18 protein-coding genes are annotated in these 17,815 nt (G+C 60.4%); 5 read left to right on the top strand and 13 right to left on the bottom strand.

The window, feature by feature from the left end; genetic code table 11:
- Window positions 1–5: 5 nt before the first annotated feature.
- Window positions 6–335: a flagellar hook-basal body complex protein FliE gene (gene fliE / locus CXK91_RS16940; protein WP_103457261.1), complete on the bottom strand. Its 330-nt coding sequence runs from the start codon at window positions 333–335 to the stop codon at window positions 6–8.
- Window positions 336–579: 244 nt separating this feature from the next.
- Here fliE and CXK91_RS16945 point away from each other — a divergent pair, with 244 nt between their 5' ends.
- A complete protein-coding gene (locus CXK91_RS16945; RefSeq protein ID WP_103457262.1) occupies window positions 580–1,767 on the top strand; it encodes a benzoate/H(+) symporter BenE family transporter in 1,188 nt (395 codons plus the stop codon).
- A 45-nt stretch (window positions 1,768–1,812) separates the two neighbouring features.
- On the opposite strand, the gene CXK91_RS16950 is transcribed toward CXK91_RS16945, so the two are convergent.
- Complete coding sequence (locus tag CXK91_RS16950; RefSeq protein ID WP_103457263.1) at window positions 1,813–2,574, bottom strand: SDR family oxidoreductase; 762 nt, start codon at window positions 2,572–2,574, stop codon at window positions 1,813–1,815.
- Between the two features lie 217 nt (window positions 2,575–2,791).
- Between CXK91_RS16950 and CXK91_RS16955 the strand changes: the two genes are divergently transcribed.
- Window positions 2,792–3,796: an NADP-dependent oxidoreductase gene (locus CXK91_RS16955; protein ID WP_103457264.1), complete on the top strand. Its 1,005-nt coding sequence runs from the start codon at window positions 2,792–2,794 to the stop codon at window positions 3,794–3,796.
- Window positions 3,797–3,850: 54 nt separating this feature from the next.
- Here CXK91_RS16955 and pyrF read toward each other — a convergent pair whose 3' ends face one another.
- Complete coding sequence (gene pyrF, locus CXK91_RS16960) at window positions 3,851–4,546, bottom strand: orotidine-5'-phosphate decarboxylase (RefSeq protein ID WP_103457265.1); 696 nt, start codon at window positions 4,544–4,546, stop codon at window positions 3,851–3,853.
- A 181-nt stretch (window positions 4,547–4,727) separates the two neighbouring features.
- On the opposite strand from pyrF, the gene CXK91_RS16965 reads away from it, so the two are divergent.
- Both CXK91_RS16965 and CXK91_RS16970 read left to right on the top strand, forming a co-directional pair.
- Window positions 4,728–4,904: a DUF2897 family protein gene (locus tag CXK91_RS16965; RefSeq protein WP_103457266.1), complete on the top strand. Its 177-nt coding sequence runs from the start codon at window positions 4,728–4,730 to the stop codon at window positions 4,902–4,904.
- A gap of 88 nt (window positions 4,905–4,992) precedes the next feature.
- Window positions 4,993–7,560, top strand: coding sequence for a bifunctional diguanylate cyclase/phosphodiesterase (locus CXK91_RS16970; protein WP_103457267.1), 2,568 nt, complete (start codon window positions 4,993–4,995; stop codon window positions 7,558–7,560).
- Between the two features lie 36 nt (window positions 7,561–7,596).
- Here the strand turns inward: CXK91_RS16970 and CXK91_RS16975 are convergent, their stop codons facing one another.
- The 7 genes from CXK91_RS16975 to CXK91_RS17005 form a co-directional block, all read right to left on the bottom strand.
- The gene (locus CXK91_RS16975; protein ID WP_103457268.1) at window positions 7,597–8,124 is read right to left on the bottom strand and encodes a hypothetical protein; all 528 of its coding nucleotides are present in this window, start codon (window positions 8,122–8,124) and stop codon (window positions 7,597–7,599) included.
- Window positions 8,125–8,161: 37 nt separating this feature from the next.
- A complete protein-coding gene (locus CXK91_RS16980; protein WP_103457269.1) occupies window positions 8,162–9,592 on the bottom strand; it encodes a PLP-dependent aminotransferase family protein in 1,431 nt (476 codons plus the stop codon).
- A gap of 108 nt (window positions 9,593–9,700) precedes the next feature.
- Entirely contained in the window at window positions 9,701–10,474 is a 774-nt protein-coding gene (locus tag CXK91_RS16985; RefSeq protein ID WP_103457270.1) for an OmpA family protein, read from the bottom strand.
- Window positions 10,475–10,494: 20 nt separating this feature from the next.
- The gene (locus CXK91_RS16990; protein WP_103457271.1) at window positions 10,495–10,845 is read right to left on the bottom strand and encodes a DUF4398 domain-containing protein; all 351 of its coding nucleotides are present in this window, start codon (window positions 10,843–10,845) and stop codon (window positions 10,495–10,497) included.
- Window positions 10,846–10,859: 14 nt separating this feature from the next.
- The gene (locus CXK91_RS16995) at window positions 10,860–11,684 is read right to left on the bottom strand and encodes a substrate-binding periplasmic protein (RefSeq protein WP_103457272.1); all 825 of its coding nucleotides are present in this window, start codon (window positions 11,682–11,684) and stop codon (window positions 10,860–10,862) included.
- 129 nt (window positions 11,685–11,813) lie between these two features.
- Entirely contained in the window at window positions 11,814–12,743 is a 930-nt protein-coding gene (locus CXK91_RS17000) for an electron transfer flavoprotein subunit alpha/FixB family protein (protein WP_103457273.1), read from the bottom strand.
- Window positions 12,744–13,493, bottom strand: coding sequence for an electron transfer flavoprotein subunit beta/FixA family protein (locus CXK91_RS17005; RefSeq protein WP_103457274.1), 750 nt, complete (start codon window positions 13,491–13,493; stop codon window positions 12,744–12,746).
- Between the two features lie 329 nt (window positions 13,494–13,822).
- On the opposite strand from CXK91_RS17005, the gene CXK91_RS17010 reads away from it, so the two are divergent.
- A complete protein-coding gene (locus tag CXK91_RS17010) occupies window positions 13,823–15,478 on the top strand; it encodes an electron transfer flavoprotein-ubiquinone oxidoreductase (protein WP_103457275.1) in 1,656 nt (551 codons plus the stop codon).
- Between the two features lie 63 nt (window positions 15,479–15,541).
- Here the strand turns inward: CXK91_RS17010 and CXK91_RS17015 are convergent, their stop codons facing one another.
- The 3 genes from CXK91_RS17015 to CXK91_RS17025 all read right to left on the bottom strand — a co-directional run bounded on the left by CXK91_RS17015 (window position 15,542) and on the right by CXK91_RS17025 (window position 17,781).
- The gene (locus CXK91_RS17015; protein ID WP_103457276.1) at window positions 15,542–16,111 is read right to left on the bottom strand and encodes a DUF1285 domain-containing protein; all 570 of its coding nucleotides are present in this window, start codon (window positions 16,109–16,111) and stop codon (window positions 15,542–15,544) included.
- A gap of 54 nt (window positions 16,112–16,165) precedes the next feature.
- A complete protein-coding gene (locus tag CXK91_RS17020) occupies window positions 16,166–16,777 on the bottom strand; it encodes a DUF4823 domain-containing protein (RefSeq protein WP_103457277.1) in 612 nt (203 codons plus the stop codon).
- A 107-nt stretch (window positions 16,778–16,884) separates the two neighbouring features.
- On the bottom strand, window positions 16,885–17,781 hold the full coding sequence (locus CXK91_RS17025; RefSeq protein WP_103457278.1) for a radical SAM protein: 897 nt from the start codon (window positions 17,779–17,781) through the stop codon (window positions 16,885–16,887).
- Window positions 17,782–17,815: the final 34 nt, after the last annotated feature.

Below are 17,815 nucleotides of genomic sequence, written 5' to 3' on the forward strand. Positions count from 1 at the left end.
CCGCCTCAAACCGGCATCTGCATGATGTCTTGATAAGCTTGAACCAGTTTGTTGCGAACCTGGGTCATGGCTTGAAAGGAAACGCTAGCCTTCTGGGAAGCGATCATCACTTCGGTCAGGTCAATGCCGCCTTGCCCCATTTCGAAGGCAGATGACAGCTGGTTCGAAACTTGCTGGGTTTCGTGCACCTTGTTCACCGCCTGGCCAAGCATGTCGGAGAAGCTCGGAGCGCCGACCTCTTGGGTCTTTACCTCCGGCTTGACGCGCGCCATTGCATCGGTCTGCATGGCCCGCATTTCCAGCATCAAGCGATTGAATTGAACACCCTGACTCATCTAATCCTCCAACAGCCGCGGTTTTTTTGACGCATCGCGGCAGGCAATAACTAGATAGCAACAAGGGTGCCAGAACGGGATTCAACGATCGCGCATGGCGATGATCTGCATTTCGTGTCCGGCTCGACTGTTATGTTTAATGCGTGTGCTGCTGTACCGGGACGCATCGCCATGCGAGGCAATAGGCTTGTACGGGGCCCGGCACCAGCAGCCCGCCACACATTTCAATAAGTAGAAAGCAAGAATGAATGAGATCGGCCGTACCGCCCTGCGCCCACTGAGCGACAGCTCGCCCTCAACCGTCGTGGCCGGCTTCATCGCCATGCTCACCGGCTATACCAGCTCGCTGGTGCTGATGTTTCAGGCCGGTCAGGCGGCAGGTCTGAGCGCGGCGCAGATTTCGTCCTGGATCTGGGCGCTGTCGATCGGCATGGCGATCTGCAGTATCGGTTTGTCGCTGCGTTACCGCACCCCGGTAGTGGTGGCTTGGTCGACCCCGGGCGCGGCCCTGCTGATCACCAGCTTGCCTGGCGTGCCGTACGCCGAAGCAATCGGTGCCTTCATATTCGCGTCCGCGCTGATTGCCCTGTGCGGCCTGACAGGCAGCTTCGATCGCCTGATGCGGCGAGTGCCGGCATCGCTGGCCGCCGCGCTGTTGGCCGGCGTGCTGTTCAATATAGGAATCGAGATCTTTCGCGCCGTTGAGGTCCAGCCGGTGCTGGTACTCGGTATGTTCTTCAGCTATCTGCTGGCCAAGCGGCTGCAGCCTCGCTACGCCGTATTCGCCGCGTTGCTGGTCGGATGCCTGATCGCCGGCGTTTCCGGGTTGCTGGATTTCCAACGCTTCAGCCTACAGGTGGCAGTACCGGTATGGACGACGCCTGCACTCTCTTTCGCGGCGATTTTCAGCATCGGCATTCCGCTATTCGTCATCGCCATGGCCTCGCAGAACATGCCAGGCCTCGCGGTGCTGCGCGCCGAGGGTTACCAGGTGCCGGCTTCGCCATTGATCTCGACCACAGGCATCGCCTCGGTGCTGCTGGCGCCGTTCGGGTCCCACGGCATCCACTTGGCGGCAATAACCATGGCCATCTGCGCGGGGCCCGAAGCCCATCCCGACCCGCAAAAACGATATACCGCTGCGGCGTGGTGCGGAGTCTTCTACGGCATCGCCGGCATCTTCGGCGCGACTCTGGCGGCGCTGTTTGCCGCCTTTCCGGCGGCGCTGGTGTTATCCGTTGCGGCACTGGCACTGCTTGGCTCCATAGGCTCGGGGCTAACCCAGGCCATGCAGCAACCCAACGAACGTGAGGCGGCGCTGATCACCTTCATGGTCACGGCGTCGGGGTTGACGCTGTTCGGCATCGGAGCAGCGCTCTGGGGATTGATCGCAGGCGTTATCACGTTGGTCATTCTGCGCAGCCGCACCTGAGCGACGCAGCAAATAGTGCCCGGCTAGACAGCGCCGGGCTCGCCGTTAGATCGCCGTTGCCCCGCCATCCACCGCCAGCGCTTGGCCGGTGGTAAACGCGGCGCCATCGCAGCACAGATACAACACCGCTGTTGCGATCTCCCCAACCTTCCCAATCCGGCCCACCGGGTGCATCGCCGCGGCAAACTCAGCCTTGCGCGGATCGGCCTCGTAGGCGCGACGGAACATGTCGGTGTCGATCACCGCCGGACACACCGCATTCACACGGATCTTCTTTTTCGCGTACTCGATCGCCGCCGACTTGGTCAGGCCGATCACTGCATGCTTGGACGCCGCATAAATGCTCATCTTCGGCGCGGCGCCCAGGCCCGCGACCGAGGCGGTGTTGACGATGGCGCCACCACCTTGCGCCAACATGACCGGCAGCTGGTGCTTCATGCACAACCAGACGCCCTTGACGTTGACGCCCATGATCGCGTCGAACTCGGCCTCGCTACCCTCGGCTAGCCTTCCCTGCTCGATCTCGATGCCCGCATTGTTGAACGCGTAATCGAGCCGACCGTAGTGCGCCAACGTCTGTTCGATCAGCGCCTTGACCTCTTCGTCTCGCGTCACGTCGCAGCGCACGGCGATCGCCTCACCGCCAGCGGCACGAATGCTTTCAGCGCCGTCACGGATACCCGCTTCGTCGATGTCGGCTAGCACGACCTTGAGACCCTGCTCGGCGAATGCCTGTGCCGTGGCGCGGCCGATTCCTGCTGCTGCACCGGTAACCAGAGCGACCTGCCCGGAGAATGTCATGCTCATAAGTGTTCTTCCTGAAGAATTCGACTCACCTTGTGCTTGCGAAATGACCGCATAAGGCATCCCGGTCGAACTTATACCGCTATGTGCCCGCGCATTTAACCGCCGCTGCTGTCATATCACCGAACTGGATGCCCATTCATTCCAGCCCCCTGACGTACCTTGCGGCGCGGCGCTGGTCGGGCTAAACCAAACCTTTCGCAAACACGAGGCTTATTTCATGACCCTGCTCAACCAGCAATTCCTGCTAGCCCAGCGGCCAATCGGTGCGCCGACCCGGGAAACCTTCGACTATGTCGAGAAGCCGGTGAGCGAGCCTGGCCCTAATCAGATTTTGGTCAAAGTCGAGTACCTCTCCATTGACCCTGCGATGCGCGGTTGGATGAACGACGCCAAGTCCTATATTCCGCCGGTGGGTATCGGCGAGGTGATGCGCGCGCTAGGCGTCGGTAAAGTGATCGCCTCGCAGCACCCGAACTTCAAGGAAGGCGACTATGTGAACGGTGCGCTCGGCGTGCAGGCCTACTATCTCGGCGAGCCGAAGGGCTTCTACAAGGTCGACCCGCAGCAGGCGCCGCTGCCCCGCTACCTCTCGGCGCTGGGGATGACCGGCATGACCGCCTACTTCGCCCTGCTCGCAGTGGGCCAGCCCAAGGCCGGCGAGACGGTGGTGATTTCCGGCGCAGCAGGCGCGGTCGGCAGCATCGCCGGGCAGATCGCCAAGATCAAAGGCTGTCGCGTAGTAGGTATCGCCGGTGGCGCGGACAAGTGTCGCTTCCTGACCGAGAAGCTCGGCTTCGATGGCGCAATCGACTACAAGAATGAAGACCTGGCCGCCGGCCTGAAGCGCGAATGCCCAAAAGGTGTGGATGTGTTCTTCGACAACGTCGGCGGGGACATTCTGGATACGGTGCTGCCGCGCATCAGCGTCGGAGCACGGGTGGTGATCTGCGGCGCCATCAGCCAGTACAACAACAAAGAGGCGGTGAAGGGCCCATCCAACTACCTGTCGCTGCTGGTCAATCGTGCACGAATGGAGGGCATGGTGGTGACCGACTATGTCTCGCGCTACCCCGAGGCGATGAGCGACATGGCCGAGTGGCTCTCCAGCGGACAGCTGAAGAGCAAGGAAGACATCATCGAGGGACTGCAGACCTTTCCCGACACGCTGATGAAGCTGTTCACTGGCGGCAACTTCGGCAAGCTGGTGCTCAAGGTCAGCTAATCAGCTGCGCGCTTCAGTAAAAAGGGCTGCGCCGTTAGGCCCAGCCTTTTTTCGTCATGCCAGCTCGGCCACCACGGCTGCCAGCGCTTGCGCCGGATCGGCGGCCTGAGCGATCGGGCGACCGATCACCAGATAGTCGGAGCCCGCAGCCATGGCCTGGGCCGGAGTCAGAATACGGCGCTGGTCATCCAGAGCACTGCCAGCAGGCCGAATACCCGGGGTCACCAGCTGCAACGCGGGGAACTGCGTCTTGAGCGGCACCGCTTCCTGAGCCGAACACACCAGGCCATCGAGGCCTGCTTGCGCAGCCAGCCCGGCCAATCGGAGCACCTGCTCCTGCGGTGCGATATCCAGACCGATACCGGCGAGGTCGCCTTGCTCCATGCTGGTAAGCACGGTCACACCGATCAGCAGCGGCGCAGGACCGGCAATGCTATCGAGCACCTCGCGGCATGCTGACATCATCCGGAGCCCACCGGAGCAGTGCACGTTGACCATCCACACGCCCAGCTCCGCAGCTGCCTTAACCGCCATTGCGGTGGTGTTGGGAATGTCGTGAAACTTGAGGTCGAGAAATACCTCGAAACCCATCCCGTGCAACGCCTCAACCACCGCCGGACCACAGCGCGTGAACAGCTCCTTGCCGACCTTGACGCGGCAAAGCGAGGGATCGAGCTGCTTCGCCAAAGCCAACGCGGCATCGCGGGATGGGAAGTCGAGCGCTACGATGATCGGAGTCTGGCAGGTCATGACACGTCCTCGGAAAAGTCGGCGCGCATTGTCGCAGAAAATTTGGCCAGGGACGAAAGCCCGCCAGCATGGTCAAAAACTGGGGACTGTCATGACCGAACCAGGTGACCGGTGAGATGCAACCCACGTACAGTGCAGTCTGTCGGCTCTGGTCACTTAACTGCCCGTTTGGAGGAAGAAAATGCCTTGGTATTTCTGGCTGATTCTGGTCGTCGCACTAGGCTCGATCGTCAGCAGCCTGCTGCTGTTACGCTCCACAGCCCGCAAAATTCCTTTGACCGAGGAACAGAAACAGCGCATCGCACAGCGTAACGCTGAGGCTGACGCCCAAGATGCCAAGGAGCGTGACAGGCGCTAACGCCGAGTTCCGACGCTGGCTCTCGAGATGCTTTCGCTGATCGGCAGTGGCACCATGCCGCGCCGCCGTTCTGGTCAGGATTCTCCTCATGCACACCCTCTCCTCTGAAGATGGCCCGGCAAAGCCGGAGGCCAAAATCATCTTTGCTCGTCGCATCCTGCCCGGAATGGTCGCGCTACTGGTACTCGCACTCGTCGTGGCTGCCTTGGCGGTAGTGCACATCGCCCGGCGAATCGATCAAAACGCTTTGCAGCAGAGCCATTTTCTTACCAGCAAGGCACTGCAGGCACAGCACGACTGGATAAAACGATCCATCGCCGATTACGCCTTCTGGGGCGATGCCTACGCTCATCTCAACACACGGATCGATGTCGACTGGGCCTTCAGCCAAGCCAATCTCGGCCCATCGCTCTACAAGGACTTCGGCTACGACGCGGTGCTGGTAGTTACCCCCACAGGCGACATCAGCTACTCGGTAATTCGCGGAAAACTGCAGGCGGTCGACGCCTCTCGGTACGTGCAACATGGCCTGCCTGAGCTGCTGGAGCGCGCGCGCGCCGTGGCAGAAGAAGAAGCAGGCGTTTCCTCTCTGCTATGGGTCGAGGATATGCCTGCGTTGGTCGCCGCTGCCGTGCTGACTACCGGGGGCACCAATCTGGAAGAAGATGAAGGACCGGCATCCACGCTCTTGTTCGTCGATCTGCTGGATGCCCAGCGACTGGAAGACCTCGGCGAACAGTACGCAATCGACCAGCTGCGTCTGGCCCCCAAGTCTGTTGAAATCGATGGTCCGATTCTTCAGCTGGCCATGGAGGATGGTTCGCCCGTTCAACTCACTTGGACCGCAGCACAGCCTGGCCGCCTGCTGTTGTGGGTTACGCTGCCTGTGCTGGCAGCCGTGGCGCTTGGCTTGGGGCTGCTCGCCTGGCTGCTTATCCGCCACGCCCTGCGCTTGATGCAACTACTGGATGTCAGCTATGCACGGCTTGCTGCCAGCCGGGGAGCGCTGGCTGCGAGCGAAGAGCGTTTTCGCGACGTCGCGGAAGCCTCTTCCGACTGGATCTGGGAGACCGATGAGCAGGCTCGGCTGACCTTCCTGTCCAATCGCTTCCGGCAAATAACCGGGCATGAACCTGGGCAGTGGCTGGGGCGGCCATTGTTGGAGCTGCTGATTTCCGACAGCGCCGCGCTAAAGAACTGGCTGGAAGCACCGCAGCTCATGCCCTTACGCAGCAGTTACCGAGCAGCTGACGGCTGTGAGCGCTACTGCCGCCTGGCTGCGCGTGCCATCCATCACGACGGCAAGCTGCTCGGCTTTCGCGGAACCGCCAGCGACATTACCGAAGAAACGAAGGCCCAAGCCCGAGTTCAATACCTCTCCCAGCATGACGCACTGACAGGGTTGCCCAACCGCAGCCGCCTGCGCGACTACCTCGAACAGAACCTGACGTCACCGCGTAGCGGCTCGACTCTGACATTGCTCTACATTGATCTCGACCGTTTCAAGCCGGTGAACGACACCCTTGGCCATGCGGCCGGCGATGAGGTCTTGATCGGTGTAGCGTCACGCCTGCGCCAGCACACCCGCGACGGCGACCTCGTGGCGCGGCTGGGCGGCGACGAATTTGTCGTCGCGCTTCATCGGATCAGCGGAACCACTGATATTGACCACCTTTGCAAACGCATCATCGAGGCGATCAGCGAACCTTTCATCTACGAGGACCAGCAAATCAGCATCGGCGCCAGCATCGGTGTGGCGCTAGCACCTGACGATGCCTCTCAGGCCAACGAGCTGCTGCGATGCGCAGACATTGCGCTGTATCAGGCCAAGGACGCCGGACGAGGAACCTGGCGCGCCTACGGCGAGGAAATGGACCAGCGCCTGCACGAGCGCCTGCGACGCGAAGACGAACTGCGTATCGCAATAGCCGAACAACAGTTGGAAGTTCACTACCAGCCACGCTACCTGAGCCAGGGCATGCAGATCGTGGGCGCTGAAGCCCTTTTACGCTGGCATCATCCAGAGCGCGGCATGCTGCTCCCGGAACATTTCATTCCGTTGGCAGAGGAAACCGGGATGATCATTCCGCTCGGGCGCTGGGTGCTGCATCAGGCCTGTAGGCAGGCGGCAATGTGGCCAAGCCATTTGGTCGTATCGGTGAACCTGTCGCCGCTGCAGTTGCATGACGACCGGTTGCTCGACGAAATAGCCCGTGCGCTCGACGAGAACGCCTTGACGGGCGAAAGGCTCGAACTGGAAATCACCGAAAGCGCGCTATTGCGCGAAACCCAGAGCACGCTGGAGCTGCTCGACCGTATCAAGGCACTCGGCGTGCGCCTGGCGGTGGATGATTTCGGCACCGGTTACTCCTCGCTGACGAACCTGCGCCACTACCCTTTCGACGTGATCAAGATCGACAACAGCTTTGTTGCCGGTATTGGGCAGTCGTCGGAAGATCATTCGATCGTGCGCGCGCTGATCGAGCTAGGTCGCGGCCTGCGGATGTGCGTTACGGCCGAGGGCGTGGAGACGGAAGAACAGCTGCGCCTGCTGACCGATGATGGCTGCACGGAAGTGCAGGGGTTCCATATGAGCTACCCCTTGCCCGCCCACGAGCTGCATGGATTGTTCTGCGCTGCGATGGGCCAGCGCTAAGCGCCAGATGCCAACTGCGCCGGGGCCGGCCGGGGCTTAGCGCTTGAATTCGAAGCGAATTTCTGCACCGTCGATCAGCCCTTCGTCATTGTCTTCACTGGGAATCAGACGGCCGTCGACCTGCATGGATTTTGATGATCTGGTTGGATCGAAAAGCGGCGGCAACAGCCGAACAGGCTCGCCGCCGGGGGCTGGCATCAGCTCTGCAGCCAGTTCCTCCGGCAGGCGAAGGTCAAGTTCCGGGGCGGAAAGCTCAACCTCAGCCGCCTTCTTTTCGGCAGGCCGTTTGACTGGAGCAGGTTTAACCGCCGGCTTGGGCTCAGGCTCGGGAATACTGATCTGCAGCTCCGGCGGCTCGCCATCCACGTCTTCCTCGATTGGTGCCAGCTCGATCTCGAGATCCGGGGGCTCCTCGGCAGGCTCAGCCTCGACCGGAGGCAATGATGGTTCCTCGATCAGCACAGGTGGGTGCTCGGACTCCGAGGTCACCTCATCATCCTCCCCGCATCCGCCTAACGTGGCCAACGACAGCAACACCAACAACAGCAGCAGCGGCCTTCGCATCTAGATCATTCCTCACGGCGACTTCGTGTCGGGAGCCCTACTGGGCAGCTCCACAAAGCTCCGACGCCAGCTGTCCGAGCGTACGCAGCGCTCGTTCGGTCTCATGATTCCAGGGCAGCCCACAATTGAGTCGGATGCAATGGTTGAACTGTTCGGTGTTACTGAATATCAGCCCTGGCGCAATGCTGATTCCCTGCTCCAGCGCACGCACGTGCAGATCCTGAGTATTGACCCGTACTGGCAGGCTGACCCAGAGAATGAAATTTCCTTTCGGCCTCGTCATTTGAGTGCCTTCGGGGAAGTAACGTTGTACCGCCAGCTGAAAGGCACTGAGGTTCTTACGATACTCCTGCCGAATAGCACGCAGATGTCGGTCGTAGCCTCCGTTCTCCAGATAGGCTGCAACACCCATCTGGGTAACACTACATGCTGAATGGGTACTGAACGTCTGCAAACGTTCGATCTCCGGCTGGTGGCGCCCCGCAATGATCCAGCCGATGCGCACGCCAGGCGACAGCGTTTTGGAGAAGCTGGAACAGTAAATGACGCGCCCGTCCCGATCATTGGACTTGAGCGCCTTGTACTGGTCCTGATCGAACACCAGCTCCCCGTATATATCGTCCTCAATAATTTGGATATCGAACCGCGCCGCCAGGTTCAACAGCTGCTTCTGCCGATAATCGGGCATGCTCACGCCCAAGGGATTGCTTAGGCGGGCAGTTAGCACCAGCGCCTTGATCGGCCATTGCCCCGCGGCCAACTGCAGCGCCTCAAGGCTCATGCCGGTATCAGGATCGCTCGGTATTTCGATGACTTTAAGCCCGAGCAGATCTGCAAGCTGCAGTAGCCCGTAGTAAGTCGGCGACTCAGCGGCAATCAGATCGCCCGGCTTGGTCAACACGCGCAAGGCCATCTGCAGCGCATCGACACAACCATGGGTGATAACGATCTCACCGGGGTCAACCACCACTCCGGCATCGCGCATGCGAATTGCAACCTGACGCCGAAGTGGTTCATAGCCTGGGCTGAACATGTAGCTGAACGCCCGCGGGCTCTGGAAGCGAGTGACCTTCGCAAGCTGTTGATGCAGGGCCCGAACGGGCAGGTAATCGACATGGGGAACAGCGGCGCCCAAGGGGATCAGCCCGTCGCGCCGGGACTCACTGAGCACCTGATTGATGATGCTGCTGCGGGTAACCAGCGTCGGTCGTTCAACCTGAGCGATATCCGGTGTAGGCGCGGTAAGCACAGGTGTCTGGTGGACATAGAAACCGGACTGCGGCCGTGCGCGGATCATCCCCTGGTCTTCGAGATTGGCATACGCCTGCAACACCGTGGCGTGGCTAACGCTAAGCTGCCGGCTCATCTTGCGTACCGAGGGCACGCGCTCACCAGGTCGATATACACCGCGCCGAATATCCTCGGCGAGCTGTTGGGCAATGCGCTGATAGAGCAACAGATTGGTCATCTCGCCGGTCTCCTGCCAACTGAACCGTAACAGTAGCGTACTGACGGAGAAGCCAACCAATACAGTTATGCTGCGTGTCGCCGAAACAGTCTATTCAAGGTTCCGCATCTAACGGTCAGGCCCGAGATTTCCGTCAGCATCGGAAAACAGGATCTCTACCCGCCGATTCTGAGCGCGACCGCGCGCCGAGGCGTTTTCAGCGACAGCGAAGCGCTCGCCGTAGCCGCGCACCTCCACCCGCTCAGCGCCAATACCGAGATTTACCAACAGATCGGCAACCGTCTGCGCCCGCGCTCGGGACAGCGCGAGATTTGCCTGCGGATCACCGCGACTATCGCTGTAGCCCTCGATACGCACCTTGCGCTGCGGATTGAGCTGAAGAAAATGCACGAGCTTGAGCAAGGTACGATTGGCGGAACTGCTGAGGTTGGCGCTGCCAGCGTGAAACAGGACATCGCCCAGCGTCATGACCAAGCCACGATCGGTCTCACTCGCGGCCAGGCTCATCATCTGATCCTCCAGCCAGCGGCCCTGCTGCTCGGCGGTCATCAGTCTGGCGTCCTGCAGCATGCGCCGAGCCCTGTCACGCTCCATCTCCAGACGCGCTACTTGCTCCTGATGCTGCGACAACTCACCCTGTTGCGCGGCAATCTCGCTGTAGCGCCGGCTTAGGTAAGCGTAATGGCGCGCGTCGGCGCCGCCGCCCCAGTATTCGTTGAAGCGTTCGGCCCGCTGCAGCGTTTCAATGGCCCGCTGCAGATCCTTCGGCGCGCTGCGCTGAACGGCACTATCGGCCTGGATGCGCTGCAGTGCAGCAGACGCTTCGCCAAGCTCACGCTCGGTTTCAGGCGTGGAGCAGCCGGCCAACAGCAGCCCAACCATGGTTATAGCGAATCCGCCTCTCACCGCTGCTCTCCCAACTGTTGTCGCAGGCGCTGAATGCGCAGATTGAGATCATCGATCTGCGCCTGACGCTTATCCTTCAGAACCCTGGCCTCGGCCAGACGCGCATCGAGCTCAGCCTGTTCGGCGAGCATGCGGGCCTGACGATTATCGCCGGCATCCAGCGCGGCACGGGCCTCGCTCAGCTTGCTCTCGGCCAGCAACAACTCCTCGTAAGCTGGTGACGCATCCATAGAACGCGCCTGAGCCACGGCCTGCTCGCTCAGACGCAACTGCTCTATCGGCGCGGGATCACTGGCACAGCCGCTGGTAACAAGCAGCATCAGTACAGGGACGGGAAGAAATCGCATCAACACGGAAAATCCTACTTTTTCGAGACGCTTGCTCGCTCTGACTGCTGGTTCTTCCAGACCGTCAGGTTATGCGCCACCAGTTGCTCCGGCACGCCGGCGGCGCGCAATTCTGTCATTTTTCGCGCTAACTGTCCGCGCAGCCAGGGGTCGTTGCATGCCGAATTATGAGAGATGGCCAGGTGCATATCCCTCGCGACCACCGGCGGATCGAGACGCTGGACCTTGTCCAACAACCCAAGCGCATCCACTTCAGCAACAGTGCGGTAGCGCTCGCTCAGGAGATAGTCGCCATTACCTGCCACGAGTTTTTGCAACCCCTGTTTGAAGCCGGTGACCTGCTGCAACTGGAGATTGGCCTTGGCAAAGGCGTCGAACTCACTACCGAAACGGCTGGCGGAGACGATCATGCCGCGCTGACCGCGCAGATCTTCGCGGCTGGAATAGAAAAAACCTGGCTCGTTGCGCACCCAGGCCACCGTCTGCAATTGCAAGATGGCCGGATGCACAAAATCCAGTTCTTCGAGCCGCTGCACCGTCAGAGTTGCATCAGCAAGTACGTCGACCCGACCACTGCGAACTTCCTCGATCGCCTTGGACCGATCGCCCGTGTAGAGCAGATCCAGCTTCAGATCGAGTGAATCGGCAATCTGGGCAAGCAGATCGGCATTGGCACCGACAAGACGCTTGGGGTTCTGCGGATCACGCCACAGAAACGGGGGGTTATCCGACGCACCAGTGGCGACTAGGCGATCGCATTTTCCCGCCGCCATTGCGGTGAATGGCGTGGCCAACACCAGCGCAATCAACGCCGACCTTAACGGAAAAGCAAAACGCATGAATATCCCCTTTATTGCGCCACGGTGAAGAAATGCCGATTCTGGCCCACCGATCTTACACCGGCGACCCTAACGGTCGCCCATGAAAAAACCCGCTACATGAGCGGGTTCCTTCAACAGCAGACGACCTCAGACGAGCTTTTCAAGCTCCGGCACGATCTCGAACAGATCGCCTACCAGGCCGTAATCGGCAACCTGGAAGATCGGCGCTTCCTCGTCCTTGTTGATCGCGACGATCACCTTGGAGTCCTTCATGCCCGCCAGATGCTGGATGGCACCGGAGATACCGACGGCGATGTACAGCTGCGGCGCTACGATCTTGCCGGTCTGGCCGACCTGCATGTCGTTCGGCACAAAGCCGGCATCGACTGCGGCACGGGACGCGCCCACTGCCGCGCCGAGCTTGTCGGCCAGCGAGTACAGATGCTTGAAGTTGTCACCGTTCTGCATGCCACGGCCGCCGGAAACGACGATCTTGGCAGCGGTCAGCTCAGGGCGATCCGACTTGGCCAGCTCTTCGCCAACGAAGGCGGATTTGCCGGCATCACCGGTACCGGAGATCTGCTCGACCGCAGCCGAACCGCCGGTACCATTAACAGCATCGAAGCCGGTGGCGCGTACGGTGATGACCTTGATCGCGGCGCTGGACTGCACGGTAGCGATGGCGTTACCAGCGTAGATCGGGCGCTTGAAGGTATCAGGGCTTTCGACAGCGATGATCTCGGAGATCTGGTCGACGTCCAACTGGGCGGCAACGCGCGGCAGGAAGTTCTTGCCATTGGTGGTGGCAGCCGCCAGCACGTGGCTGTAGTTCTTCGCCAGGTCAGCGATCAGCGGCGCGACGTTTTCCGGCAACTGATTGGCGTAAGCCGCATCGTCGGCGACCAGTACCTTGGCCACGCCTTCGATCTGCGCGGCTGCTTCGCCGATGGCACCACAGCCGCTGCCGGCTACCAGCACGTGGATGTCGCCACCGATAGCTTTCGCCGCGGCGACGGTGTTCAGGGTAGCTGCCGCGAGGACGGCATTGTTGTGTTCAGCGATAACCAGGATAGTCATTTAGATTACCTTCGCCTCGTTCTTCAGTTTCTCGACCAGTTCAGCCACGGACTTGACCTTGATACCGGCGCTACGGGCTGCCGGCGCTTCGACTTTCAGGGTCTTTACGGTAGAAGTGGTGGTAACGCCCAGTGCATCGGGAGTCAGCACTTCCAGCGGCTTCTTCTTGGCCTTCATGATGTTCGGCAACGACGCATAGCGCGGCTCGTTCAGACGCAGGTCTGTGGTGACGATCGCCGGCAGGCTCAGCGCAACAGTCTGCAGGCCGCCATCGATTTCGCGGGTCACGTTGACTTTGTCGCCAGTCACTTCCACCTTGGAGGCGAAGGTGCCCTGGGCGTAACCAGTCAATGCGCCGAGCATTTGCCCGGTCTGATTGTTATCGCTGTCGATGGCCTGCTTGCCGAGGATGACCAACTGCGGCTGCTCCTTGTCGACCACGGCCTTCAGAAGCTTGGCGACGGCCAGGGAGTTAAGCTCATCAGTGGACTCGACCAGCACGGCGCGATCGGCGCCCAGCGCCAGCGCGGTGCGCAGCTGCTCCTGGGCAGCGGTCGGGCCGATGGAGACGACAACGATTTCGCTCGCCACGCCCTTCTCTTTCAGGCGAACAGCTTCTTCCACGGCAATTTCGCAGAAGGGATTCATCGACATCTTGACGTTGGCGAGGTCAACGCCTGAGTTGTCCGCCTTGACGCGAACCTTGACGTTGTAATCGACCACTCGTTTGACAGCTACAAGAACCTTCATGGATTCCTCGTTACTCTCCGGTGAATAGAATTCCGCCGAGGCGAACCGAGCCTTGCTCGTGGCTTGGGTTTCATAGCCGCTGCCCTGTTCGGCGAGTGCAAACCGTCCGTATCTTGACCGCAGGCCGCGGACGGGGTCAACAACGCATATGACCCGTCATAACGGCGCGGTTCGGCCGATTCTAACAGGCTTCCAGAAAATTCAAACAAACGTTTGTATTGGACCGATTCGAGCGTCTATATATAATGCGCCGGCCCGGCTCGGTCAGGGACCGATCACAGCCCTCCATCACTTATATAACAACCAAGCCCTGAGTAGGAGAAAGCCCAATGGAACGCGAATACATGGAATTCGACGTTGTCATCGTCGGCGCCGGCCCTGCAGGCCTATCCGCAGCCTGCCGACTGAAGCAGAGAGCCGCCGACGCTGGTCAGGAAATCAGTGTATGCGTCGTTGAGAAAGGCTCCGAAGTAGGTGCCCACATTCTATCCGGCGCAGTTTTCGAGCCGCGCGCGCTCAACGAATTGTTCCCCGACTGGAAGGAGCTCGGCGCCCCACTCAACACGCCGGTCAAGCGTGACGACATCTACCTGCTCAAGAGCGCCGATGCCGCCTCCAAGCTGCCCAATGCCTTGGTCCCCAAGACCATGCACAACGAAGGCAACTACATCATTTCTCTGGGTAATCTGTGCCGCTGGCTCGCCCAGCAGGCCGAGAACCTGGGTGTCGAGATCTACCCGGGATTCGCCGCCCAGGAAGCGCTGATCGACGAGAACGGTATCGTCCGCGGCATCCTGACCGGCGACCTCGGTGTCGACCGCGAAGGCAATCCGAAGGAAGGCATGTACACGCCGGGCATGGAATTGCGCGCCAAGTACACCCTGTTTGCCGAAGGCTGCCGCGGCCACATCGGCAAGCAGCTGATCAACCGTTTCCAGCTCAATGCCAATGTCGACCCGCAGCACTACGCCATCGGCATCAAGGAACTGTGGGACATCGATCCGGCCAAGCATGAGCAGGGCCTGGTCGTACACACCGCCGGCTGGCCGCTGAACGACGAGAACACCGGCGGTTCGTTCCTCTATCACCTGGAGAACAATCAGGTGGTCGTTGGCCTTATCGTTGACCTGTCCTATAGCAACCCGTACCTGTCGCCGTTCGACGAATTCCAGCGCTACAAGCATCACCCGGTAGTGAAGCAGTACCTGGAAGGCGGCAAGCGCGTTTCCTACGGTGCGCGAGCCATCGCCAAAGGCGGCATCAACTGTCTGCCGAAAATGGTATTCAACGGCGGTGCACTGATCGGTTGCGACGCCGGAACACTGAATTTCGCGAAAATCAAGGGCAGCCACACTGCAATGAAGTCCGGCATGCTGGCTGCCGAAGCCGCGGCCGATGCGCTGCTGGCCGGGCGTGAAGGCGGCGACGAACTGAGCGCTTACGAAGAAGGCTTCAAGTCCAGCTGGCTGTACGACGAGCTTTACAAGAGCCGCAACTTCGGCGCAGCCATTCACAAGTGGGGAACCATCAAAGGCGGCGCCTTTAACTTCATCGACCAGAACATCTTCGGCGGCAAGATTCCGTTCACGCTGCACGACACCAAACCGGACTATGCCTGCCTCAAGACAGCCGCCGAGTCGAAGAAGATCGAGTACCCCAAGCCGGACGGCAAGCTGAGCTTCGACAAACTCTCCTCGGTATTCCTCTCCAACACCAACCACGAGGAAGAGCAGCCGGTTCACCTGAAGCTGGCTGATCCGAGCATTCCGATCGAGAAGAACCTACCGATGTACGACGAGCCGGCACAGCGTTACTGCCCGGCTGGCGTCTACGAAGTCGTGAGCAACGACGATGGCAGCAAGCGCTTCCAGATCAACGCGCAGAACTGCGTGCACTGTAAGACCTGCGACATCAAGGACCCGGCGCAGAACATCACCTGGGTGGCGCCCGAAGGTACCGGCGGGCCGAACTACCCCAACATGTAAGACCAACAAAAAAGGCTCCCTCGGGAGCCTTTTTCAATCATGCCGAGATGAAACCGTCGAAGCCTATTCGGCACGACCTATAGGGAAGAACACACCACCACTCCAAACACCCAGCCAACTCTGGCCGTTTACCTCGCCAGGCACCGCCAGTTCCACAAGCTCATAGAATACATTGCGGTGGATCAGCGCTTCGAGGTTGGCGCGCACATGAACATACGGCGCCGGCTCCTGGGTCTGTGGATCGGTGACCACCCGCAACGGGTGCTCTTCGCCCGCCTCGACCTCATCCTCAACGTTGGTGATGAAGCGCAGGAGCTGTGCTTCACCCTGCCCGCTCACCTCCACGCGAACTGCAACGAAGGGCGCGTCCTCGACTTGTATGCCAACCTTCTCGACCGGCGTCACCAGAAAGTAATCCTCGCCATCGCGACGAATTACCGTGGAGAACAAGCGCACCATCGCCGTCCGCGTGATCGGCGATCCCTGATAATGCCAGGTGCCATCGCGTGCAATGCGCATGTCCAGATCCCCGCAGAATGGGGGGTTCCACAGATGCACCGGTGGTAAGCCCTTCTTCGTTTCGCCGGCTGAAAGCTGCGCCAGCAGGTCTCCAGCCTTGCCTGTATCGGTCATTCGGTCCTCCTCAGATGGCAGCGTTACTCGCCTGCCCCGATACTGCCACATCGATCAGCGCGGCAGGCCCAACAACCGACGAGCATAGTCCTGCAATGGCGGGCGCAAGAGCTGCTCCGGCTTGGCGTCGTAGATACCGAGCACCCCGCCGCGATTACGAATGCGAGCCGTATCGACCAAATAACGCGTCCCCGTTTCAACCAGCATCAGCTGCACCACACCGGTATCCACCCCAAGCCGGTCCAGCGCGCGCTGATCGTTCAGCTCGTCAAAACTACCGATACGGTCATCCGCCGCCGCAAAACGCAGATACAACAGATAGTGGGCCCCAATCGCAGAAGCCTCGCCCATGGCCTCCTCCAGCCCAAGCGGATCTCGAGCGCGACGAACCATGGGGAAGTACTCGACAAAACCGTTGAAGGCCTCTTCAGCCACGACGTTCGGCCGTGGGTACACATCGCCGGGCGGTACGAAATGGCCCTGCGCGATGTAAATAAAAGAGTCCGGCTGAAGACGCCAGGAGCTGGTGCGGCGGGTTTCGCTATGATCGAGAACGCCGGCGTCGCGAAGGTGATAGCGAGTACCCTCGGCCATGTCGCTGACTTTCATGCATCCGGCCAGCATGAGTACTGCCAGCAAGGACGGCATTCCTAACAGAAAACGCATGGAACTCACCTCCAGGGGCCGGCGACGAAAAACCGGCGACCCGATAGGCAATGCAGCATCCACGCCACATCGAGCTTTCTGCCCATCGCCGAGCTCGAATTGGCGGGTTAAAGCCCGCGCTGCCATTCCTCGCGCAGTGGGGCATTGCGCGGATCCTCGATGGCTTCTCGCACACGACGCAGCAGGCCCGGCTTATCAGCGCCTAACACCCCCTTGAGCACTAGGTAGTTGGACGCGTGATCGCTGCGGAAAACCGTGTCGTTCAATTCGAGATCCTCCAGCAGCCATTCCAACTCGCGAAACAGGTCCGCCGGAAGCAGTGGCTCAAAATCCTCATACCCGTGCCGGAAGCGCGCCTCGCCTTGCGGAAAGCTGACCACCAGCGTGGACAGAAACTCAGGCTGTGCCGCATTCATCAATCGAGCAGAATTGCGTGCGTGCTGGCGGCTGAGCCGAAGGCCACCTAGGCCGTTGAGAATCATCACCGAACGCGCGATCCCCGCCTGTCCGAGCTTATCCAACGCACTGAGGGTCGATTCATATGTCTCGCCCTTGTTGACCAGTGCCAGCACCTCATCATCCCCAGACTCGGCGCCGACATAGGCCATACCGAGCCCCGCATCAGCCAGTTCCCGCAACTCTGCGACGGATTTCTTGCGCAGGTTGCGAGGCAGGCAATAGCTGGAGACTCGCTGTACCTCCGGCAGACACTGGCGAATCTGCTGGAGGATCGTCAACAGCCGTCGGGTCGGCAGTACCAACGCATCGCCGTCGGCGAGGAACACGCGCTGAACGATCATCTGCTCGCCACAACGGCGGATCTCCTCGAGCACCTCAGCCTCGTTGCGGGCACGAAACCGCTTCTGCTCGGCGGTATACATTTCGCAGAAGGTACAGTTGTTCCAGGAGCAACCATTGGTCACAGGCAGGATCAACGAATGCGCTTCGCTGGGCGGGCGGAACACCGGTTCTATGTAACGGATGGGAAACTCGCTTGCTCTCATTGCTGCCCTGCTTTTGCTTCGTCATTCGGCCTTG

This window comes from Stutzerimonas stutzeri (genome assembly GCF_002909485.1).
Classification (GTDB): Bacteria; Pseudomonadota; Gammaproteobacteria; order Pseudomonadales; family Pseudomonadaceae; genus Stutzerimonas; species Stutzerimonas stutzeri_AH.